This is a genomic window from Atlanticothrix silvestris CENA357, from assembly GCF_016056295.1.
GTDB lineage: Bacteria > Cyanobacteriota > Cyanobacteriia > Cyanobacteriales > Nostocaceae > Atlanticothrix > Atlanticothrix silvestris.
The window spans coordinates 46,712-69,502 of the sequence record NZ_JAECZB010000018.1 but is presented as its reverse complement, the minus strand read 5'-3'; the positions used below and the strand labels follow the sequence as shown (position 1 = coordinate 69,502).

21 protein-coding genes and 2 pseudogenes are annotated in these 22,791 nt (G+C 40.6%); 10 read left to right on the top strand and 13 right to left on the bottom strand.

Going from position 1 to position 22,791, the window contains the following annotated elements; translation table 11 throughout:
- Positions 1-202 (bottom strand): annotated as a pseudogene (locus I8751_RS10290) (ISKra4 family transposase); the annotation flags it as partial.
- 65 nt (positions 203-267) lie between these two features.
- Between I8751_RS10290 and I8751_RS10285 the strand changes: the two are divergent.
- The 6 genes from I8751_RS10285 to I8751_RS10260 all read left to right on the top strand — a co-directional run bounded on the left by I8751_RS10285 (position 268) and on the right by I8751_RS10260 (position 7,779).
- Positions 268-1,779: a hypothetical protein gene (locus tag I8751_RS10285; protein ID WP_214439065.1), complete on the top strand. Its 1,512-nt coding sequence runs from the start codon at positions 268-270 to the stop codon at positions 1,777-1,779.
- Positions 1,780-1,831: 52 nt separating this feature from the next.
- Positions 1,832-2,005: a BrnT family toxin gene (locus tag I8751_RS10280; protein ID WP_318780312.1), complete on the top strand. Its 174-nt coding sequence runs from the start codon at positions 1,832-1,834 to the stop codon at positions 2,003-2,005.
- A gap of 83 nt (positions 2,006-2,088) precedes the next feature.
- Positions 2,089-2,250, top strand: coding sequence for a hypothetical protein (locus I8751_RS10275; protein WP_225894081.1), 162 nt, complete (start codon positions 2,089-2,091; stop codon positions 2,248-2,250).
- A gap of 196 nt (positions 2,251-2,446) precedes the next feature.
- Complete coding sequence (locus I8751_RS10270) at positions 2,447-4,945, top strand: endonuclease MutS2 (protein WP_214439063.1); 2,499 nt, start codon at positions 2,447-2,449, stop codon at positions 4,943-4,945.
- A 555-nt stretch (positions 4,946-5,500) separates the two neighbouring features.
- Positions 5,501-6,103, top strand: a complete 603-nt coding sequence (locus tag I8751_RS10265) for a DUF3038 domain-containing protein (RefSeq protein ID WP_214439062.1) — start codon at positions 5,501-5,503, stop codon at positions 6,101-6,103.
- Between the two features lie 35 nt (positions 6,104-6,138).
- The gene (locus I8751_RS10260) at positions 6,139-7,779 is read left to right on the top strand and encodes a DUF4335 domain-containing protein (protein ID WP_214439061.1); all 1,641 of its coding nucleotides are present in this window, start codon (positions 6,139-6,141) and stop codon (positions 7,777-7,779) included.
- Positions 7,780-7,986: 207 nt separating this feature from the next.
- On the opposite strand, the gene I8751_RS10255 is transcribed toward I8751_RS10260, so the two are convergent.
- From I8751_RS10255 to I8751_RS10230, 6 genes and pseudogenes are all read right to left on the bottom strand, one after another.
- Positions 7,987-8,481: a toll/interleukin-1 receptor domain-containing protein gene (locus I8751_RS10255; protein WP_214439069.1), complete on the bottom strand. Its 495-nt coding sequence runs from the start codon at positions 8,479-8,481 to the stop codon at positions 7,987-7,989.
- Between the two features lie 124 nt (positions 8,482-8,605).
- The gene (locus I8751_RS10250; RefSeq protein ID WP_214439060.1) at positions 8,606-8,860 is read right to left on the bottom strand and encodes a hypothetical protein; all 255 of its coding nucleotides are present in this window, start codon (positions 8,858-8,860) and stop codon (positions 8,606-8,608) included.
- A 37-nt stretch (positions 8,861-8,897) separates the two neighbouring features.
- Positions 8,898-9,128: pseudogene (locus tag I8751_RS30385) on the bottom strand (hypothetical protein); the annotation flags it as partial.
- Positions 9,129-9,572: 444 nt separating this feature from the next.
- A complete protein-coding gene (locus tag I8751_RS10240) occupies positions 9,573-10,034 on the bottom strand; it encodes a ferredoxin (RefSeq protein WP_214439059.1) in 462 nt (153 codons plus the stop codon).
- The gene (locus tag I8751_RS10235; protein WP_214439058.1) at positions 10,034-10,420 is read right to left on the bottom strand and encodes a DUF1257 domain-containing protein; all 387 of its coding nucleotides are present in this window, start codon (positions 10,418-10,420) and stop codon (positions 10,034-10,036) included. Before I8751_RS10235 ends, I8751_RS10240 begins: the two co-directional genes overlap by 1 nt.
- A gap of 39 nt (positions 10,421-10,459) precedes the next feature.
- A complete protein-coding gene (locus I8751_RS10230) occupies positions 10,460-10,669 on the bottom strand; it encodes a DUF2997 domain-containing protein (RefSeq protein ID WP_214439057.1) in 210 nt (69 codons plus the stop codon).
- A gap of 574 nt (positions 10,670-11,243) precedes the next feature.
- Between I8751_RS10230 and I8751_RS10225 the strand changes: the two genes are divergently transcribed.
- The gene (locus tag I8751_RS10225; RefSeq protein ID WP_214439056.1) at positions 11,244-11,489 is read left to right on the top strand and encodes a UPF0175 family protein; all 246 of its coding nucleotides are present in this window, start codon (positions 11,244-11,246) and stop codon (positions 11,487-11,489) included.
- A gap of 248 nt (positions 11,490-11,737) precedes the next feature.
- Here the strand turns inward: I8751_RS10225 and I8751_RS10220 are convergent, their stop codons facing one another.
- From I8751_RS10220 to I8751_RS10210, 3 genes are all read right to left on the bottom strand, one after another.
- Positions 11,738-12,508 carry a COP23 domain-containing protein gene (locus tag I8751_RS10220; protein ID WP_214439055.1) on the bottom strand — a complete coding sequence of 257 codons (771 nt, stop codon included), beginning with the start codon at positions 12,506-12,508 and terminating at the stop codon, positions 11,738-11,740.
- Between the two features lie 71 nt (positions 12,509-12,579).
- Entirely contained in the window at positions 12,580-14,265 is a 1,686-nt protein-coding gene (locus I8751_RS10215) for a M48 family metalloprotease (protein WP_214439054.1), read from the bottom strand.
- A gap of 115 nt (positions 14,266-14,380) precedes the next feature.
- Entirely contained in the window at positions 14,381-15,841 is a 1,461-nt protein-coding gene (locus I8751_RS10210) for a sensor histidine kinase (protein WP_225894079.1), read from the bottom strand.
- A 70-nt stretch (positions 15,842-15,911) separates the two neighbouring features.
- Between I8751_RS10210 and I8751_RS10205 the strand changes: the two genes are divergently transcribed.
- Both I8751_RS10205 and I8751_RS10200 read left to right on the top strand, forming a co-directional pair.
- A complete protein-coding gene (locus I8751_RS10205) occupies positions 15,912-16,604 on the top strand; it encodes a response regulator transcription factor (protein ID WP_214439053.1) in 693 nt (230 codons plus the stop codon).
- Positions 16,605-16,763: 159 nt separating this feature from the next.
- Positions 16,764-17,066 carry a hypothetical protein gene (locus I8751_RS10200; RefSeq protein ID WP_214439052.1) on the top strand — a complete coding sequence of 101 codons (303 nt, stop codon included), beginning with the start codon at positions 16,764-16,766 and terminating at the stop codon, positions 17,064-17,066.
- 315 nt (positions 17,067-17,381) lie between these two features.
- Here I8751_RS10200 and I8751_RS10195 read toward each other — a convergent pair whose 3' ends face one another.
- Positions 17,382-18,428, bottom strand: a complete 1,047-nt coding sequence (locus I8751_RS10195; RefSeq protein ID WP_214439051.1) for a DUF1611 domain-containing protein — start codon at positions 18,426-18,428, stop codon at positions 17,382-17,384.
- Complete coding sequence (locus tag I8751_RS10190) at positions 18,412-19,464, bottom strand: dipeptide epimerase (protein ID WP_214439050.1); 1,053 nt, start codon at positions 19,462-19,464, stop codon at positions 18,412-18,414. Before I8751_RS10190 ends, I8751_RS10195 begins: the two co-directional genes overlap by 17 nt.
- Before the next feature lie 108 nt (positions 19,465-19,572).
- Here I8751_RS10190 and I8751_RS10185 point away from each other — a divergent pair, with 108 nt between their 5' ends.
- On the top strand, positions 19,573-20,121 hold the full coding sequence (locus tag I8751_RS10185) for an NUDIX hydrolase (protein ID WP_214439049.1): 549 nt from the start codon (positions 19,573-19,575) through the stop codon (positions 20,119-20,121).
- Between the two features lie 106 nt (positions 20,122-20,227).
- On the opposite strand, the gene I8751_RS10180 is transcribed toward I8751_RS10185, so the two are convergent.
- Entirely contained in the window at positions 20,228-22,531 is a 2,304-nt protein-coding gene (locus I8751_RS10180) for an IMS domain-containing protein (RefSeq protein WP_214439048.1), read from the bottom strand.
- Positions 22,532-22,791 lie beyond the last annotated feature (260 nt).

Sequence of the window (22,791 nt, the reverse complement as noted above, 5' to 3'; positions counted from 1 at the left end):
CGTTTATACCCTGCTCTTGTGTCTGTAACTGTTTCGATAAAAAAACCCCTACTTCTGGCGTGACGTGCTTCTGCATTTGACTTCGCACTGCCTCTTCAATTCCTGCAAGGTTTGTGAGCTTTTCTTTTGACGTATCTTCGTACAATATTTTAGAGATTGCCTGAATATGTTCTTGAAGAGCTTGCTGTTGTTCTGGGGTCATTGCTAGGTAAATGCACTCGTCTTACTTATCCTGACTGATTTTCACCTTCTTTGCAAAAAACTGGGATGCTCCCATTTTGTTTTGACCTTCAAGATTCAGATTTAGAATCAAATAGAAATTTCTTTAGAAGACTTTTCAACTACATTAAAGTAGTTGTTTTTTTGATATGTGCTTTATTGTTCTGGTTTTTATTTGGTTGGTTGGCTGACTACTCCTTCCCCTTTGGTCAGGCTCTAGAGCTAATTCTTGCTTGTTTCAAGGGTACTATCTCAACAAAGGTTAATAGTTTACAGCAACAGTTACAAAGGACAGATATAATACCCCAGCCAAACAATCAACAGCAAGTTCATAAGTTAAATAACTTAGAGTCTCAAGCATGGTTGTATGAGGGTATTTTAGAACGTCTTGGTGCAGATCCTTCCGCAAATCATGAAAATATTGCGAGAACACTTGAAGCGTTAGAGTATAAAAGAAGCGAAATTTTACAAGAACTAGAGCCACGAAGGCCTCGAAGTTATCGTTTCCTAGCAGAAATACAAGATTCTGTTCGTAATTTTTTGGCTAGTCAAGCTGAGAAAGATTATGAGCAGCTTCAAAAAATTGTAACTAATTTAGTTTTGTTTACGAAAAGTAGACCACCTTCACAAATTATCATTTCAGAAGTTATCAGCAAACTAGCTACAGAAATAGCACAGAACACAAATAAAATTAGTCCTTATCGCCTTCGACTTGCTTACAGAATTGATGAATTAATGAGGCTTCTATCAACAAAATTAATTTTGAACTTTAATGATTCAAAAACTGATAGTGATTACCCGTTACTTGTTAATGAGTTGCGCTCTAGAGTTAATCTTTTATCTAGAGAATTTAACAATTTACTTAGAGCTAAACAAGAAAGTACAAATGAGTTAAACAGACGTACACAACAAATTTCTAGTCTTTCAAAGAACATTTCTGATCTGCATAGAGAAATATCTAATCGTGATGCGGATATAGCCGCTTTGCAAGAAAATATTCAAAATTTTACGAGAGCATTTCAAGATAAACAGGCTCAGATAAATAGTCTGCAAAATTCAATATCTGATTTAAGAAGAGACACTCAACGTACAACTGAAATTAATGAAGAGAAGCAAAATTATATTAATAATCTACAAACTCGGCTATCCCAATTGAGTCAGCAAAAATCAGGCTTAGAAAAAAGAATTCAGGAACTATCTAATTATGCTCAAAGCAAAGTATCTGATATTGAAGAATTATACAATAAAAACTTTCAGTTAAATACTCAAAGATCTGAGTTAAAGCAACGTTATGAAACATTATATCAGCAATATCAACAACAACAGAACGAAATAGCTAATTTGAAGGCACAACTTTCTCAAGTTAATCGCTCACAATCTTCTACTTATAGTTCTCCATCACAGACACAACAAACTACTAAGTCAATAGCAACCGAAAGGGAGATTTCAGTAGAAGAATATCAAATAATTTCTAATCAAAGTGATTATATTTATGTTAAAGCGCATTTCCGAAATGGAAACCCTGTAAGGGCACATTACAGAAGAAGGCCAAGTAAATGAGCTTTAGGATATAGGAGAAGGTGGGAAGCATTTTGCATGGAATTCAAACAAAGTGGCGCTAAACATTGAAAAGCATGGTGTTTCATTTCAGGAAGTTGCAACCGTATTTAATGACTCATTGTCCGTAACCTTTGCTGATCCTGCTCATTCTATCGGAGAAAATCGCCACATTATCATTGGTGTATCTGGATCTGGAAAACTTTTAGTTGTTGCACATACTGAATAAAGGAGAAAAGATACGAGTTATCAGCGCCCGAAAAGCTACCCCATAGGAGAAAAAGTTTTATGAAGAAGGAAGTTGAGAACGAAATGGAAGACGAATTACGTCCTGAGTACGATTTCGCCCAAATGAAGGCAGGTGTCAGATGCAAATATATTGAGCGATATCGTGCAGGAACAAACTTAGTGCTTTTAGATCCCGATGTTGCCCAGCGCCAGCAGACCAACACTGCGGTGCAGGAAACGGAATAAAAGCTGCTGGTAGTAGTTTAAAGCTACTAACCGCCGCTAACCTCTGCTGTTATGCTAGTGGAGACTTAAGCGATGAAGCAATCAGGAATTTTGTTGATTACTTTCACAAATTTGTCCGATTGCAATTAACTGCAACCAGGTTCAGCTTTCTGGCAGCCAGAATTGTTACCATAATTTCAGATTAGATATTGAAGCCTTGATCCAATCTGAAACTTTAGAACTATTAGAATGGCATCGCCTTTGCCAGCATCTTTCCACATTTGCGGCAACTAAATTAGGGGCGATCGCATCGTTGCATCTGAATATACCTGTATCTCAGATAGCAAGTGAGCAGTTGTTAGCACAAACTAAAGAAATTTATCAACTAGAAAGTCGCTTTGCAACGGGACTTTCATTTGAGGGCATTCAAGATATTGGGGATTCCCTAGAACGCTCAGAACTTCAAGGAATTTTGGCAGGAGATGAACTCTTGGCGATCGCCACCACTTTAGCAGGTGCGAGAAATTTACGCCGGGTAATTGATAACCAAGAAGACTTGCCGATCCTGAATGAGTTAGTTGCCGATTTGCGGACTTATCCAGAACTAGAGCAAGAAATTCACCGTTGTATTGACGAACGGGGGCAGGTAACTGACCGTGCTAGCCAAAAAATGGGAGAAATTCGCACAGATTTGCGGAGAGTGCGGAGTCAAATCACCCAAAAATTGCAAAATATTTTACAGGCAAAGTCTGGGGCAGTCCAAGAACAGCTAATTACCCAACGGGGCGATCGCTTTGTCATCCCTGTAAAAGCACCTCAAAAAGATGCGATTCCTGGGATTGTCCATGATACCTCTACCAGTGGTGCCACTCTCTACATAGAGCCTAATTCCGTAGTACCTCTGGGCAATCAACTGCGGCAAACCATCAAAAGAGAGCAAATAGAAGAAGAAGCGATTCGCCGGGCTTTAACGGAGCAAATCGCAGCAGTCAAGCCAGATTTGGAAAGGTTGTTAGCAATTGTGACGACTTTGGATCTGGCAACCGCGAGAGCTAGATATAGTTTCTGGTTAGGAGCCAATCCTCCACGATTTATTAACCGCGAAGTCAATGAACTCATTACCTTGCGGCAACTGCGTCATCCGTTGTTAGTTTGGCAGCAGCACCATGAACAAGGGCAACCAGTAGTCCCTGTAGATTTATTAATTAGTCCCCATATTCGGGTAGTGACGATTACCGGGCCTAATACTGGGGGTAAAACTGTCACTTTAAAAACCCTAGGATTGGCAGCATTGATGGCTAAGGTGGGTTTATTTGTCCCTGCTCGCGAACCAGTAGAAATGCCTTGGTTTGACCAAGTATTAGCCGATATTGGCGATGAACAATCTCTACAGCAAAGTTTGTCTACATTCTCTGGTCATATCCGCCGGATTAGTCGAATTTTGAATGCTTTGGGGAGCAAGGGAGCAGCACTTCAACTACGCTCAGTGACCAAGGAGCAGGGGAGCAGCACTTCGACTACGCTCAGTGACCAAGGAGCAGGGCAGGAACTTTTTACTTCTGAATCTTTACCCAGCACTCAGCCTTTATCACTTGTCTTACTCGATGAAGTAGGTGCAGGAACCGATCCGGTTGAGGGTAGTGCTTTGGCGATCGCTTTATTGCAATATCTAGCTGATCATGCTCAGTTAACTATTGCTACTACTCACTTTGGGGAATTAAAAGCCCTGAAATACGAAGATCAGCGGTTTGAAAATGCTTCTGTCGAATTTGACGAAAGTACTTTATCGCCCACTTACCGTCTGTTATGGGGCATACCCGGACGTTCTAATGCTTTGACCATTGCCAAGCGTTTAGGACTAAAACCAGAAGTGGTAGAACAGGCAAAAACTCAAGTAGGAGGAGCAACAGACGAAGTTAATCAAGTAATTGCTGGGTTAGAAGCGCAACGTCGTCGTCAGGAAACCAAAGCTACCGAAGCCCAAAACTTACTACAACAAGCAGAACGTTTATATAAAGAAGTATCCGCAAAAGCCGCAAATTTGCAAGAGAGAGAACGCGAACTGCGGGCTTCTCAAGAAGTAGCAGTACAGCAAGCGATCGCCCAAGCCAAAGGCGAAATCGCCCAAGTAATTCGCCGTTTGCAGCAAGGTACACCAAAAGCCCAAGATGCCCAGCAAGCAACCAATGCTTTGAATGAAATTGCCCAAAAATATCAGCCAGCAACCCCAGCCAAGCCCAAAGTTGGGTTTATGCCTAAAGTAGGCGATCGCGTCCGTATTTCTCAATTTGGGCAAACAGCAGAAGTGTTAACCGCCCCCAATGCAGATGGTGAGTTAAGTGTGCGTTTTGGCATGATGAAAATGACGGCGAAGTTAGCAGATATTGAATCTTTAGATGGTCAAAAAGCAGAACCAATTGTTAAACCAAAACCAGCACCAGTAGCAGTAACTCCACCACCCCAACCTGCTCCAGCAATTCGTACCTCTCAAAATACCGTAGATTTGCGTGGTAAGCGGGTAGCTGATGCCGAATTCATTTTAGATAAAGCAATTTCAGAAGCTACAGGGCCAATCTGGATTATTCACGGACACGGTACTGGGAAGTTGCGGCAAGGTGTCCACGCTTTTTTGCAACAACATTCCAGAATCAACCACTACGAAGCAGCAGAACAGGCAGACGGTGGCAGTGGTGTCACAATTGCTCACATTAAATAAAAACTCCACGCCACAAGTGGCGTGGAGTTTTGTCAGTAGTTAGTGGTCAGTAGTCAGTGGTTAGTGGTTAGTGGTCAGTGGTTAGTGGTTAGTAGTAAATAAAGACGTTTGAAGATCACGCTACTTGCGTTTTGGGATATTAAATTAGATCAAACGCAACTGACAAATGACAACTGACAACTGACAACTGACACACGCAGTGCAATAAAGCGGCAATAAATATAACTAGTAAAGGCTATTGATTGTTAATTCCTAATTCCTAATTGCCTAGTAATCATCAGCGATTAGCAATTAGGAATTAGCTTTTTTGGATGATATTTATTTATACTTTTATACTGAAATAGCAGTTAAGAATAGGTAAACCTCTATAAGATAGATATTTTTCTATTATGTTGAAAATAAATTTTCATCTTGTAGAGTAAGACAGAGATAACTGCTGTTGACCATTAACAGAAAAGCTAGTTGCAGCTTCTAGCTATAGGAAACCAACTTTAATACTTAAGAGTCTGGTTTCAAAATGGGTAACAGCAACATCCCATATCAGCCTGATCACCTATGCTAAAAGTTATGCACTTGGCCGCCAATTCAACTACTTCTAATTCCCAGTGGGAGGATTTAACCAAGCTTCCAGCCCCGAACACAGTTCAATGGGAGAATATCAAAACCCAATTAGACTTAGTGCTGTTAGCTTTAGAAACTTTAACTGGCATTGGTTCCGAGGCCATGCTCTCGGCGGCAACTAATTTGAATTTAGAATCAAGAGTGCCAGACCGGGTAGCCCTATGGCGATTACGTCAATCAAATCCCTTACGTAAAGGTCAAGGAGGGCGAAAAAAGCTAGATGTCGAAGAAGCGCGATCGCTTGTTTTAATTATTTGCTACCTCGCCAAACAGCATCAAGAATTGATTCGCCGTGCTGTTGGTCTGTTAGAACAAATGGCGGAAAATAATCGAGAACCTCATCAAACTGCTTTACTTGGAGATTATATTGATGCTTTCTGCAACATCTACCAAGAGCGCATGGAAGAGGACGAGCAAATCTCGACAGATTTACTTACCCGCCTAGCGCTGAAACTGCTTGTAGATTTACTGTTTTACAGTGCCCCTGGTGGACACCGCCGTCTCTGGCTAGCACTTATAGACCGTTCTGCAAAATAATTTTTTAGATAATCTTTTCCCCCGCAGTTCCTGCCATGCCACCATCAAATTCTGTCATTCGTCGCTACACACCCCCTACTTGCACACTAGAAATCTTGGCGCAAAGTTCACCCTTATCTCAATGGATGGGGAAAACTGTTCTCAAACAGCTAAGTTTTGAACTGCGCTTCGATGATCCGCGACTACCCGAAGAACGTAGAGTCCCGATTCGGGGCGATCGCGATCAACTAGAAGCTTTGTGTGATGCAGTCACCAGCTACATACAAGAAATTCTCCAACAGTCTTCAGAAAACTTTTGGGTCAGTTTTTCGGGAAACGAAGATTCCAGCAAAGTACCTCACGACTCCGAATTAACAGATTTTCAACAACCTTCACTACCAACTCAGACATTCCAATCTTTTAGTTCCCAGATACCAGGGATAAAAATACATTTAGAACCAGGTAAATATTTAACTCATAATCTATTTCTCGGTTCTCTGGCTAACCAGGGATCTGGCCCTGTAATTCAACTTAGTCTGCTGCAACTGTTCGATTTAGCAACTGCCCTAGATGAGTACTCGGCTGATGTCATGGCGTTACCAAGTCTTAATAAGACTACTCCTATTCGCCGATTACCTGCTTGGACACCTGTTGCCGCAGTACTAGTGTTAAGTGTCGGTTTATTACCAATGACGTTGCAATATGCCAACAACACTAGGCAAAAACAGCCATCAACAGCTAAAAAGACAACCTCAGCCAATGAAGAACTTGCTTTAGCACCTCCACTCAACCTTCCTACACCACAACCCGGAATTACTCCCCCAGATAGTTTACAACCACTACCACCCCTAGGCTCTACCCCGCCACTTCCCACAGATAGTTTGCCTCAAACGCCTTTAGCACCTCCTGATTCGAGTTTAACTTCAACTTTGCCCCCAACATCCCCACTCTCTCCGCAAGATACATTGACCATACCTCAGGGGACAATTCCAACTCAAAATAGCAATCAGCAAAATCCAGCATTCGCCACAGGAAATCAGCAAATCGCTATTCAACCAAATCTCAAGCAAAACTCTACTCGATCAATTTCTCAAAGTGAAATTGGTCTTCCCAAAAAACGAGATTTGCCACCCAGTCTTTCTTCAACTACAGGCAGCTTATCCCCCAATATTTCAGCAGTTCCCCCTGCTGTTCCTACGCTTCCTTCAGCCTATACACCTTTTGACCCTAAACAATTAGAGGAAAAAATCAATTCCTCTGGAACAGTCGCTTCTAGGAGTCAACCATCGTCGGAACTGTCTCCTACAAGTAATACATCATCTGCTGTTGCTGACAGTGACTCATTAGTTAATCGATTGAGAGGTCAATCTCCAAACCCGACATCTACAGAGGTTGCCACTGATAGTACTTTATTTGATACACCTCAGATAGCAGAAGCTAGAGACATCCTGAAAAGTCGCTGGCAGCCACCGACGGGATTAACGCAAACCCTAGAGTATAGTTTGATGGTGGGTGTTGATGGCACAATTGAACGAATTTTTCCTCTGAATAAACCAGCACGAGAGTTTGTTAACAGTACTGGAATGCCTGACATTGGGAAACCTTTTGTTTCCGCTAATAGATATGGTAAAAATCTCAGAATTAGAGTGATTCTCAGTCCTAACGGTAAGGTACAGACACTACCAGAATCTGATTAGTTAAACCAAACTGTTTAATGCCATTTATAAAACTGGTACACACCTTGTACCAGTTATTGCTTGATAAAGGCGGTTGGGGAGACACGATAAATCGCCGTCTCTACAGGAAATTTATTTGTCAATTATTTCTTGATGAAATACTACTATTATTTTTGAGTTCTGTTGAACTTACGTTCAATTATGCAAAGCCGATTTTTAGAAATAGTATCACTCATCTAGACGCTGTGCGATCGCCTGCAATAATTCCTCAAATCCTGACTCGCTGTGAATATTTGAAGTCAGTGTATTCATGTCTTTTAGCAGGTTAGTGAGTTCGGCGATCGTGTTGCGAATCTCGGTGTATTGGTCAATTTCTTCACGAAATCCCTGTAAATTAGCTGCACCAACCTCTTTCATAGCTTCGTCTAGTTCTTTAATTTCTTCTTCCCAATGCTTAATATATTTAAGTCTTGCAACAGCCTTATAAATTTGGGCATCCGCTAACACAATCGGGAAAATCCGATTATAAAACTCTCCATTTTTAGCAATTTGCACTAGCTCAAACATACAATTGGAAGATTTTAAATACTTGTCACTAATAACTGCGATCGCACATTTACCCCGTCCAATCCGTTCCATAAAGGCTTTAATCAGTCCTTTGTAGCCCAAATCGCGTTTATCGCGGATGATTTTGATTCCTTTAGCCTGCAAAGTCTCATCCAGCTTATCCGTCTTTTATCACTTTGGGAGAACCCAATCGCTGAAAGCCTTTCGAGGCTTTAATTTCTAAGTTTTGGCTATAAATTTTAGTTACTGTTAGAAAATAAAGCCTCAAAGCTTGGCTCAATCAAAGTTTCAGAATATTGCTTCGATTATTGTTTTCCGAGAGTGACAGAACAGGGTTATTGACAAATTGCTCACTTTCTCCACCCCAAGCATAGGAGATAAAAATTTCTTTGCTATCTGCTAACCGATGCGTCAACGATTCATTTCTCTCTTGCTCCAGTTCGTTTTGCAACGGTGTAACTTTGGGGTTGATCTCCCCATCTGCTTTAGCGGGTTGGAACATTACATTATCGATTAACCTGCGGACATCTACCATTTCATAGCTGTTTTCGCACTCAATTTGGTAACGACCAGCATTGAAGCGTTTGTTGTTCGTTTTTGATGATGATAACCGGACTATTATCACTGAGGAGTTCGACAACATTTAGCCACCAGTAAAAATCAGTGTTTTCTTTGCGAGTGTCAGCGACTAAGGCATAAAGGGAACGCTTACTCAGGAAAAATTGATGGGTTTGGTGATAGATTTCCTGTCCGCCGAAATCCCAGATATTTACGCGAAAGTCTTCACCATTTGGTTGTGTGAAGATTACCTGGTTCTTCAGATAAATCCTTTCTACCCAAAATTTCCGGTGGAATAGGGACTGGATTTTTGTTACCTTATCTCTGGCAGATTGTTCAATAATTTGCAGCAGTTCTTCGTTAGTCATTTTAGTTTTTACAGAGGCGATGCCTGACGACGAGTTGCTGCTTAAAAATGCAGCAGAGAAATTGAGCTAATTAATAATTTAGCTTGTATAAAAAACTCTTACCTACAAAGGGATAGAGTTTTGTCAGTGGTTAGTGGTTAGTAGTCAGTAGTAAAGATGCTTTTAAAACCACCCACAACGTGATGGGATACTAAGTACTAGATCAAAAACAACTGACAACTGACAACTGACTATTGACAACTGACCCGCGTAGCATAAATAAAAAAATCAAGGACTGATAAAACAAGCCCTTGATTTTACTAAATTATTTAATTTTGTTATTTAATAACGGGATTTTTTGGTTTTTAACTTTTGCTTTTTACGCCGCTTTTGAGCAGCAGAAACTGCCTGTTCTACCGGATAACCCACAACAGGAATTACCTGATATTTGCGCTCTTCTTCTAAATTTTTCAGTTCGGTGTAATCAACCCAATGAATGCAATCAACAGGACAAGTGTCTATTGCTTCTTGGATTACTTCTTCCGCGTCCCCATCTTGGCGAACCACGCGCGATCGCCCATAATCTGCTTCAATATAGAAAGTATTTCGCGCAACATGGGCACAGTGCTTACAACCAATACAGGTGATTTCATCTACATAAACACCCTTTTGACGTAGCATACCGCCCAATTCCGGTTCCAAACCAGAACGTTCTGGGTCATCCCGCAAGCGACCACCTAATTCTGGTTCCAAACCGGAACGGTTTTCTTCTTGTTCTTCCGGCGACGGCAGAAAATCAGCCATTACGCACTCCAGCGTTGTACTACCAAGCGAATCGAACCATCTTCATTTTTTTGTTGTTCAGTAACCTGAAAACCAACACGAGTGGTTTCTTTCACAACTGTTTGGTAAGCATAGCGTTGCGTTACTTGGCGCAAAAATCCATCTACAGACAGATTTTGTTGCCAGTATTGCAAGTCTGCCACCAATTCGTATTCTTTGCCATTCCATCTAAAGCCGATGTCGTAGCCATTTTCCTGCTCAATGGTCACTTCGGCAGGATGAGTTTGACCCCGATAGCCACGCACTTCGTGTGGCCCAGGTTTCCAGTCGATGCCCAATTCAGTCAGCGCATCTTTCAAAGAATCAAGGTTACGTATTTGAGTCTTAATTTGGCTAAAGTGTGACATGGTGGTTGTGAATTAATGACACTAAACTATTGAAAAAACTTACCAATCGCTGTAAGTGGCTTGAGTATTTGCCACATTGGATTGCAGCACCTGAACGGCAAAGAATTCTGAGGTTGGCTCATGAGTGAGTACTTGCCCCAACTGTGCCTCTATTGCTGCTGTAACCTCAGCGCAAGAAGTACCTACAATGCCGGTGACTTTCTCTTGTACCCGACCGTCTGGATAAATTATGAACTCTAATGTCTCCATGTTGTTGGCCAACCACGATAGTACGCTTGAATTGTACTGCCTTAGCAGCAGGCTACAAATGTAGCCATCGGAACATTTTTACTTAGATACCAACTTGCCATTTGTTAACTAATGTTCCATCTCTCAAAATATATATCTCAGAAACTTTACAAAACTTATTATTTTTATAAGTACGCACGTCTGTCATTAGTTAGTCTCTCTTAACCTTATCGATTAGTCAAGGTCACAATTAATCTGACAAAGTAACTAGTAACAGTTCTTAAAATAAGCGTTATCTGTAATATAACCAGCAATGGGAGACACAATCGTCTCAAGCTTAGTGAAAAACTTTATCATTACCATTGAGTTTACCTTAATTTTCTTAAGGGTTTTCAATAGAGTATTTATGAGAATATGGGCTTGTTCGCATTGTAAATCTATCGCAAGTATGAAAAATATGCGATCGCACTCTACTTTATATTCATATCGTAGCTAGTCTTAGGCGATCGCGCTCAACCCTACAATAGGCAACTCCCTGGTGAACTCCGCTGGACGTAGACCAATTAGAATAATATTGATAGAAAAGATTGTAACTATGAGCGTCGTCATTCCTAATGAAATATTAACCACAACCCGCATGACTGAAGACGAAATGAAGCGGGAAATTGCGGTGATGCTGTTTGAAAAAGAAAAGTTAACTCTTGGCCAAGCAAGTCGGTTTGCCGATATGAATCGGATAGCATTTCAGCATCTACTTGCAAGTCGTCAGATCCCCATACATTATGGGATAGAAGATTTTGAACAAGACATTAACAACTTGCGCCAGATGGGTAGATTGTGATCATTGTTAGTGATACTTCACCCATAAATAACCTTGCAGCTATTAATCACCTTCATTTGCTACAACAGCTTGTTGATGAAGACGACTCAATTTAGTCTGCGATCGCACTCAACATTGCTTTCTGTAAACAGAGTTCACCAAATTAAATAGGGTGAGACATTTGCCCACCCTAAAGTAAATTTGTATTTAAAAGAGTTATATCTGCTGAGTTTGGCGAAATCGCTCACATTTGTGAAGTAATTTAGAATTTAACGGAAATTGCCAGGATTAAGGCGGGTGGGAACTCTATTAGGAACTTTATTCCGCAAGCTACCACCATCTTGAGGATCAAGGTAAGGTTTGAGATTGATCCCACTTCGAGATGATCTAGCTTGATTATTACCGTTACCTAGAAGTGTGCGACCTAAGTTATATAATTCGTCTACTCCTCCCCTACCACTATTTCTATAAGTGTTAACAGCTGTGGTCTGTTGTCCATTATCAGCAGAAACTAAGTTTTGGAACACACTATTACGTACAACATAAGCATCTTTGTCACGGGGTACTGTCAAGACAATCCGACAAGAAGGGTTAGCTTCAGTTGTCACGCAGACAACGTTTTCATTATTCAATGTCCCTGTCTGGAGTTCTTGTAAGCCATCTGGGCGATATAACTCTAAGCGGCTAGCAATTGTTTGACAGCGCCTTAGTGGATCCCAGCCACCACCTAAAGCCGCAGGAGTCGCCCAAGGAAAGTATTGTCCTGGTTGGCTTTGGGGCTGATACATGACGGTATATTGACCATTGTAAGACTGGCAAAAAAACCGAGTCCCATTGTTAACGTTGGGCGAAGCGGGTATGTTTGTTGGTGTATTTATAGGTATTGATGTGCCTGTTGATGTTGATGAACCTGATGGTACAGTTGGTACAACAACACCATCGCTACTAGAGTCATATTGGGCAAAAGCTACAGAGTTACCCAAAGATAGGGATAAACCAAGACAGCTTAAAGAAACAAACTTCAGCAGTTGTGATGACATAAATCTTCTCCAGCAAAAATGTGGTAGGGAATTGATACTTTCATTGACGAATTATTTTATGTTTTGATTCATCAAGAATTCTGCTTTTTTTCCTCTCGTTCTTTTTTCTTTCGTTCTTTCTTTTCTTTGAGTAGCTGCTTTACCCTAGCTTTAACCTCTGCATGACGACCTACTCCTTCATAAGCGTAGCGGTTGTAGCCACCACGAGTAATGAGGTCTTCTATATAACTAACTCGTTCATTACCGCCTGGATGAGAAGACAACCAAGTAGGAGGAGAATATTTCTTTTGTTTGTCTAATGTCACCATTAAATTACGCAAGCCATCAGCAGCATAGCCGCTAGCAACAATTAAGCGAGTGCCAAGGGTATCTGCTTGACGTTCCATATCACGGCTGTAACTTAATCCGAAAAGTTGACCAACAGTACCACCTAGGGGAAGATACTGGGTGACGTTAGAGACGAGGTTCCCTTGAGTAACTAATTGAAAACCGTGGGATAGAACTACATGAGATAATTCATGACCAATTAACCCAGCCAATTCTGCTTCTGAATTAGCTTTAGCGATCGCACCTGCATTAATAAAGACTTTACCTCCAGGCAGAGCAAAGGCGTTAAGGTCTTCTTCTGGAATGACGAAGAATTCGTATTTAAATTCATCTCGTCCTGCTACTTTCGCTAGTTTTTGCCCAATTTCATTGACGTATCCCACAATTTGGTCATCTATGATCACCTCCAGCTGTTTTTTTGCCTGTTTTGCTACCGACTCACCTACAGATTCTTCACCTTGTAGCAGCAAAATAGTAGAGTCAATCGCAGAAAATGGCCCCAAAAGGCTGCCAGTTACGGCATAACCTAATGCACCTGTGATAATGTTGGCGAGGGCATTGCCTCTAATTTCTTCTCGGATGTGGGATTTGTAACGTTTGAGATTTGTTTGGGCTAAATTCGTAAACTCAGGTGCTTGTGGATCTTTGGGGTTGAGAATAGCAAATTGACGCGCCGCTAAAGAAGCTTCCATCCATTTTTTGGCTTCAGCTAAAGCTGTGACTCTAGCTTTAATCAATTCTGGCTGATTAGGATACAGAGAAGTTGCCCGTTCTAATACTTCTAATGCTTCCTGGGGGCGATCATATTGTTTGAGTACTTCGGCATAGCGAATATTACCAGGAATAAATTCTGGATATTGCTCAACCAATAATTGTAATGGTACTAAAGTTCGAGTTTGCAGTTTAGTAGCAATTCCCGCTTCTGCTTCCCGCCAATAAACTTTACCTGCTGGGGATAGTTGTGCTGGATCAAGTATCGCTGGTTTGCGCGCTGGAGGCGCAATTATTTTTGTAAAGGGTTTTTTGGCTTCTCGATACAGTTTTTCTGCTTCTGGAATTTGTCCTGCTAAATAAAGCCTATCTGCTTCTATTAGTTTTAGCTGACGGGTGATTTCTTCAGGAGTAAGTGTAGGTTCTTGGGTCGAATCTGGCTTTTCTGAATCAGTGGTTTCTGGAGTAGATGTAGGTTGGTTGGGATCTGTTGTGGCTTCCGGAGTTGCTTCTGGGGTAGATGAACGTTGCAGCGCATCTTGTAGCTTTTGTGCTGGGGTTTCTGGATTGGGTGTGCTTGTAGTTTCAATAGTGCTAGAAGCAGGTTCTTGTGCTGGAACGGGTGCGATCGGTTGTGTCAAGATAATTAAAATCGTTGTACCAACTGAAAGCAATAACCAGTTCAAGGCTAGCAGCAGAGACTTTCCGGTTCGTTTCATGCTGAGATATATACAATACAAAAGGCTCTTTAATTAAATGTAGGAGCGATCGCCCTCATCCGCCTAGGGTAATTTGATAAACTTCTTGCGAAACTTAGAGAGTAGACAAAAAACTTTAAACAGCTGCTATGTTTTTCTGAGGAATCTTGACAGTAAATGTTGTTCCAACTCCTACTTCACTATTTACAGCAATTTCTCCTTGATGACGCTCTACACATTTTTTAACGACTGCTAATCCGAGTCCAGTACCAGCAACATTTTCAACATTTTGTCCTCGATAAAAAGGCTCATAGATTTTTTCTCGTTCTCCTAGTGGAATGCCTATTCCCTCATCTATTACCTGGAAAATTATAGTTCCTGGCTCCGAATTTAAAATTAAGTATATTTTACCTCCATCAAATGAGTATTTGATGGCATTTAATAACAGATTGCTAAGTATGCAATACAAAAGTTTCTCATCTAAATTGGCACGAAAATATTGACCATTGCTTATAAATTTTATCAATTGTTGATTTGTGCCAAACAATTGTACTTCTTCTATCAAATTTAAACAAAAATTTTCTACGTTGATGGTTTGAGGTTTATAATCTAACTGATTTGCTTCTGCTCTAGTTAAAGTTAATATATCGGTTAATAGATGATTCATTAATTTTGCCGAAGATTGAATCCGGGAAAGATTTTTTAATTGTTGCTCGTCTACTAATTCTTCTAAAATTTCTCGTAATAATTGTGACGAAAGTAATATCACACTTAAAGGTGTACGAAATTCATGAGAAATCATAGAAAACAAACGAAGTTTTAGTTCACCTAATTCTTTTTCTTGAGATAGAGAAAATTCTAAAATTTCAATTTTTTCACGTTGCACCCACTGACGTTCAAGTATGATGCATAAACTAGAAATTACTAAAAAGCTTAGAATTGTCCCTAGTATTTCTATTAATATTCTTAAATGAATACTATACTTAGATTGCTGTAGAGAACTTTGCAGATAAAGTTGCTCTTCAGCCTTCATATCTGCCATTACAGGTAGAATTTTTTCTCGGAGTTTAACACTGCGTTCTGTAATATTGGTTTGTAGTTCTAATTCTGTTTTATCTTTTTGATAAAGTTGTATTGATTGCTCTAAAAGAGCTAATCTCTGATTGACTAATGAGTTCAATTGTGTCAGTCGCTGTTGTTGAATAGAACTAGGATGTATCTGTTCCTTTAACAACTTTAGTTCAGACTGCATATTGATTATTTCATTTTGATAGCGCTTTAAATCTTGTTTATTTCCTAAAAATATATACCCCCGTCGTGCCGATTCTGCAACTGTCATTGCCGCATAGAAATTCGTCAAAGTATTGAGGGTTTGATAAGTATACTGTACTTGATTAGCACTTTTTTGAATTTCACTGGTATTTTTAAATGAAGCAAAAGTGACTAATCCCATAAGTAACAGGGTTAAAGTAAATCCTACTGCAATCCATTTTCTTGTAAAAGACCATTTTATAAATTGCCGATTCATAAATTTTTTGGAAAAATAACTGATTTCATGCTTGCTTATTCTATAAAAACTAAAGAGTGGGCGTACCATGTAAATGTTTACATGGTAAAGTTAATGTCATACCTCCGTGCTTATTTCCTGCTGAACCTAGGGATAAATTATGCGAATTCTGGTAGTTGAAGATGATACTCAACTGGCAGAGGTATTAACAGAAGCTTTAAGCAGACGCCAGTATGTAGTAGATATTGCTAAAGATGGAGAAGCAGCCTGGAATTCAGCAGAGTCAATGAAATATGATTTGATGGTGCTAGATGTGACACTACCAAAGCTAGATGGCATCAAGTTTTGTCAACGCTTACGTACTACTGGAACCACTAATCCAGCACATCGTAACTCTGGCGTACCAGTGCTGATGTTAACAGCTCGCGATACTGTAGCCGATAAGATTGCCGGGTTAGATGCAGGAGCAGATGATTATGTAGCAAAGCCATTTGACTTAGAAGAGTTAATGGCTCGGATACGTGCTTTACTCAGGCGTGGTAATTCTGCAACTACAGTGAGTTTATCTTGGGGGAAATTACACTTAAATTCCAGTACTTATGAAGCTACTTACAACGATTCCCCTCTGTCATTAACTCCCAAAGAATATGCGATTTTAGAATTGCTGATTGCCAATGGCAGAAGGGTATTGAGCCGTTCTAGTATTATTGAGCAAGTTTGGTCAGTAGACGACTCTCCAGTAGAAGAAACTGTGAGGTCTCACATTAGATGTCTTCGGCAAAAACTGAGAGCTTTAGATGCGCCGGACAATTTTATTGAAACGGTTCATGGACTAGGGTATCGCCTCAAATAGTCCGCTATTTCTGATACATACATTTATTCAAATTGTTGTATCTGCACAATTTCTACACAAATTCTACACAGTAATTGCATGTGTAGGTTATATTCTTTTGGTCAGATGTGGTGAGGAAATACAAATATTTAAATCAATGAACCAAGAGAGTAGCTGTCGATGAAATGGAAATATTTATATCATGGTTGGCTGATTGAATTGATACCCTTGCCTCAAGGCTACGTATTTAAATGTTGGATGCCAGATGAGCAAATAGGAATCAGTAATTACCATGTTTATCCTCAAATATGTGACGCTATCAGGGCAGCCAGAAAAAGAGTGCAACTGGAATCTACAAGTTTGTCGCTGATGCGGTTTTTAGATGAATCATACAAAAATCACTATCTCAGTTCTAAAGAACATCTGGCTTTGGTAAGTTCCGTTTTCGACTTTACTATTTCAGCCAATAAACCTAAAATTTAAGACTTTTAACTTTAGTAATGAATAACCAAGTTTTTTATTTATACAAAAATATAGCTATTCCAACCCCAAGCGATCGCATATCCAAACACTGCTGTAATCAAGTAGGGTCAGAAACCTTTGGGAACGTTAAACACTATGACCGCGGTAGTGGCAGGTAATAATTGACCAGTTTTAATTTTCAATTGGAGCGAAGCGACTGATTCAGTGGTCTACAATCAGTAGTGGGTTCAAACCCTTACTGATTGTAATTTTACATTTTTAATTTTTAATTGGTTTAACACTCCCTTTGCCTGATAAGCAGCGGGAGAGTCAAACCTAATTTTTCATCACTCCATCTAGCAGCACACCAGCATCAAAACGTACCGGATCGGTACAGGGTAGCCCAGTTTCTGCGGTTGTTTGGGTGATCGCCTCTAGAGCTGTCAATTCATCTAAATGAGCAGTATTCAAAGCTATAGCCGCTACTGGCACGTTTCCAAAGGCTCCGCCTGCACTAGCAACAGTTTCATAAAGCTGAATTACTTTTGGTAAAGGTGGAATTGGTACATGGGGATGATTGCGATTATGAGTTTGCCCCGCCCGATGTACTAATACTAATTGGGTTGGTTGGGAACCACGGATGAGGGGTAGAGTTGCTGTGGAACTAGGATGCAATAGTGAACCTTGTCCTTCAATGTGCAAGATATCATAGTTTTTGCCATAGCGCATCACTATTTGTTCCACAGCACCCGCGGCAAAGTCAACGCGCACGGCATCTAATGCCACACCATCACCCTCTAACATCACACCAGTCTGACCTGTGGCCAAAAATTTAGAACGCCAGCCTCGCAGTTTTGAAGCCCAATGTAACTCTAAACTAGTTGACATTTTACCGATCGCCATGTCGGTTCCCACAGTCAATACCCGCCGACAAGGCAAGGTGCGGGCGATTCCACTGGCAACACTTAAATTAGATGGTTCTTTCCGTACATCCCAAATTAATTGCCCAGTTTTTAACAGTGCATTTAATTCCGGTATATTTGCCAATGGTGTATGCAAACCGTTTACCAAAGACATGCCAGCTTCAAGAGCGTTTTTGATTTCCAGCCAGTACTCATCTGGAATAGCACCACCACCTGGGGCAATGCCAATGACTAAGACTTCTGGCTTGTAATCTAACGACTCCGTTACTGATGCCACAATTGGGACATCACGCTTGATACCTGTTAATTCTGGTAAAGATTTGTCCGCAGACTCGCGATCAATTACGACTACGATTGGCGCTTCACTGTAACGTAAAAGTGACAGCCCCGTTTTGCCATGAGGCCCGCTAACTCCTTCATGCAGCAGAATTGCTATTCGTTGATTAAGTGGTAGACGCACTGTGTTGTACCCCCAAACCTGGTAAATCGTTTGGCAAAACTCTTCCTTGTTGTATCAATGCACCTGTAAAGGGGTCATCGATTAAGTTAAGGTGACTATCTAAATCTAAATAATCAGCTAGTGGCGCTAGTTGTGCCGCTGCTGTATTCGCTAAGGTGCTGTCAGAATAACAGCCGAACATGACTTGCAAACCGTAGGCTCGTGCTGTGTGTACCATCCGCATGGCCTCGGTTAGTCCTCCTGATTTCATCAGTTTGATATTGATGCCATCTACATAGTTTGCCAGATGGGGAATATCAGCGCTAGTAAAGCAACTTTCATCGACAAATATCGGTAGGGAAGATTCCTTTTTGAGTTCTGCTAAACTCTTTTCTTGCCCCCTTGGCAATGGTTGTTCTACATACTTTATCTCTAAATTGGCCAGCCAATTACACATTTCAATCGCATCTGACAAACTCCAGCCCCCGTTTGCATCCACGAAAAATTCTTGGTTTTTTGCTTCTTCTTGCACTGCTAATAGCATTTTGCGATCGGCATCTATGCCCTCTGGACTGCCTAATTTGACTTTAAAAAGACGAACATCGGTAAATTGCAACCAGTCTCGCGCCCTTGCCCTGGCTCCTGCTGGTGAATTAATGCCAATTGTTACAGAAGTTGGTACTATGACATGGCGATCGAGTCCCCAGATTTGCCATAGAGGTAAACCCACACGCTTGCCTAGCCAGTCGTGCATTGCTATATCCAATGCTGCTCTTACGGAAGAAGGAACCTGCTGTTTTATTAATACTTGCTCAACTTCCTGCCGCTGCAAAGGACTGAATGCTTGCAAGACTGGCGCGAGTTGCTCTAAGCAGTTTTTGATTGTATCAGTTGATTGTGAATGATTGCCAACCCCAAATGGCGACGCTTCACCCCAGCCTTCGAGACCATCCTGCAAAATCCTCACCCATACATTCGTTGTCTGCGCCGTTGTGCCGCGACTAATGGTCAAAGGGAATCGTTTGTTAACCGTAAATAGATTTACTTCAACTTGCATAAGTCTGCTCAATCTTTGGCTAGAGCAAAAACAGTGTAAATTCAAATTCTAGATGATCTGAGGTATCTGTTATACTTTTTTACCATAATTCTATTTTTTAATTTATCTATGAACAACTTAAAAAAATGGAAAATATTACAATCAAAAATGGTATTAGATCACCGCTGGTGTCAGGTCAGACAAGATGAAATAGAATTACCAAACGGTCAAATTATAGATGACTTTTTTGTAATTGTTAGACCAGAAATTGCCTTAATTTTACCCATCACAAATCAGCAAGAGATTGTTTTTGTACGTCAATATAGACATGGTGTTGGTGAAGTTTTATTAGAACTACCAGCAGGAGGTTTTGATGCCACAAAAGAAGATGCTGCGATCGCAGCAGTCAGAGAATTGCAAGAAGAGACTGGTTATATTGCCCAAAAAGTTACTAAATTGGCTACTTTATACGACAATCCTGTCAAAGATACTAACAAAATACATTTATTTTTAGCAGAAAATGTTACTAAGTCTGGAGAACGAAATTTAGATATTACAGAAGAAATTGAAGTTGTATTAATTCCTATAGAGTCAGTGTTAGATAAAGTTACTCAAGGCGAAATTTCTGTAACAGGAACTATTACAGCTCTATTTTTAGGTTTAAAATTTCTCAATTAATTTCTATAACTTAAACACACTCTATAAATTTTTAGCATTCTTGGCGTTTTTGGCGTTCTTGGCGGTTCGATTTCTTCTTTTTTGTGAATTAATTTTGTATAGCGACTTAATAAACAATTGCCATGTTCTGAATACGCCACACTCCTTGTTGTCGAATTAAATCATATCGGACACGTAAAGTTTCATCAGAAGATTTTTTTGCCTGACTATTTTCATAAAACTGTGTTACTTCCTTAACCGTAGCTACCGCTACTGCGCGATCTGGGTAAATCTCAGCTTTATTGATATATTCCACTTTAACAGTGTGATTGTACTGGCGATAACGGTTTGCTGCTCTTTCTTGCTGGGCAATTAACCGCCACTGAGATAAAGCCGAACCAACTAAAATATCCTGTAAACCATCTACTTCATGATTTACTCCTAAAGCCGCAGCTTTAGTAGATAACCAAGTTTCAATAACTTCTTTTGCAGTTTCCTCGCTCAGAGTTCCTTCTGGTGATTGTAATTTACTGTTGCTGTCAGGAATAGTTATTGGTGGTTCATTAAGCTGTACAAATAATTGTTTTCCTTGCAAAGATGGCGCAGGAGAAAACAGATTCTTTACCCATCCAAAAGTTGTGGAAACTAATAACCAAAAAACTAATATACCCACCAATGAAGCAAAAACTGTCCAGACTAATCGTGTTTTACCTTCTAGGGTACTGGCAAAGGTTCGCCGTTGCCCAGATGGTGTACGCTCCCGGCTGACAGGTTGACCAGTTTTGCGCTTCCTACGCTTTTTGACCTGACGGGGTGGAGAGGTTTTAGTTGAACCATTCAGGTTGTGATTAGTTGTTTTAGCTGTGCGTTCCGCAGTAGAAAGCGGTGTCGTTGGTATTTCTGATCTTGCACTTCCATTAGAGTGAGTATTTGGTGATGTATTGGAGTTGGTTGGTGAAGAAGTGGAATACTCAGGTCTTTTGTGGTTTAGTGTTTCCGGTAATTCTGGGTCAGATGTTTTACTATGATGAAATTGTTGGGCAACATTAGTAGAATGACTGCGTTGACGTAAGTTATTTGTCTGTGGTTGGGAAAAAGACTGGCGATTAATTACAGCCCATTCATGAGTAGTTTCTGCATCTGTAGGTAGTCCTTCTAAATAAGCTTGTACCTGTTGGTTAGCAAAGTAATCTTTCAGCGAAGCTTGTTGCCTAGCCAAATCTCGAAAGTGGGGAAATACTTCATGTTGTAACCACTGTTCTGCATATAAACATAATCCCGGTAGCAAGTCTGGAGAGTCTTGGGATTTTTCCCGAATAAAAACTAAGGCTTCGTATTCTTGACTTAGCTCTAAAACACGGGTTGCTTCTTCGGTTTGGCCTAGTAATAGGGCACATAGCGACTGTTCTAAATGTACATCTTGGCGTTTACCCAGATGTATCAGCAATTGCTTGGACTGACGAATTAAAGCTGGTTGACGTTGAGCAAATCCTCGCGCTATGAGAGCATAAACCGCTAAATAGGTAGCAACAGCCGAAGGACGCTTGCTTTCGGCTTCAAAGAGTTTGTGCTGTTCTGCGACTGTGAGGTGGTTACGTAATTGTTGAATAAATCGCAGAAAGTCATCAATGTTTAAACCCGATTCATCATTACCAGTACCATCAATTCCCCCGCGATCGCTTAAAATATTTTGCAATAATTCTAGACCTTGGCGGCGTTCGGCAGTTTTTTCTAGAGGTAGTGCGAGTAATTCTAAAATTCGGTACGGTCGCAATTTGTAAAGGTCAGCCTGCATTTCTGCTTGTACACTTGCAAACAGACCGCCACGAGCTAGCATTTGTTGTCCAGTTTCTAAAGACACCGCAGCATTTTCATAGTGACCTTGCTGCCATTGTTCTCGACCTAATTCTAAGCAGGCCAAAGCAACAGTCAAAACAATATCTGGACTTTCAGTACTTTCTAGAAATTCTTCACTTGCCAGATTATTACCTATGCTGGCAACTGCTGTACCGTTTTGATTTGCTAGGTAGGTATGACCTAGTTTCAGTACCAGTTCGTATTCTCCTAATTCTTGCAGAATTAATAAAGCACCAACTAATTCCTGTGGAGAAATTTCGATACTGAGACTCTGTGTATCAGGATCACCGTGGTTACTTTGGGCACGATCTCCCAATGCTACTCTAGCGTTAGCCGTACCATCAGGGTCATAGGCGTGGGCAAGATAAAGCTGGTCGTAACTGCTACGTTCTTTAGGATTTGATAAAACCACGTAAGCTTCTTCTATAAGTTGTTTTCGAGAAGAAATTGCTGATTGAGAATACTCCCGTCGCGGCAATTGTACAATGCGATCGCTGTATGCTTGCCGCAACTGTTCATCACTTGCCGCTAACGGTAGTCCTAAAATTCGGTAGTAATCTAGCGGAATTCGCACAGCCTACTTCCCCTGCACCGTGATCAACATAATTCACCTAGAGCATTCCAGGCATGTAAAACCGTGCCATAATAATAACGGTTAATAATACCGCGAGTTACTTACACTATAAGTGTATGTTGCAACAATTAGTTTTATGACTTCCCTAAATTTGAGTCATATTTTAGTACTAATATTTTGCCACCGCCTAGAAAGCACTAATATATTGTCTTAATTCTTAGTACTCTTGTGTTTAAGAACTGATGTAAGCCTGTAACACT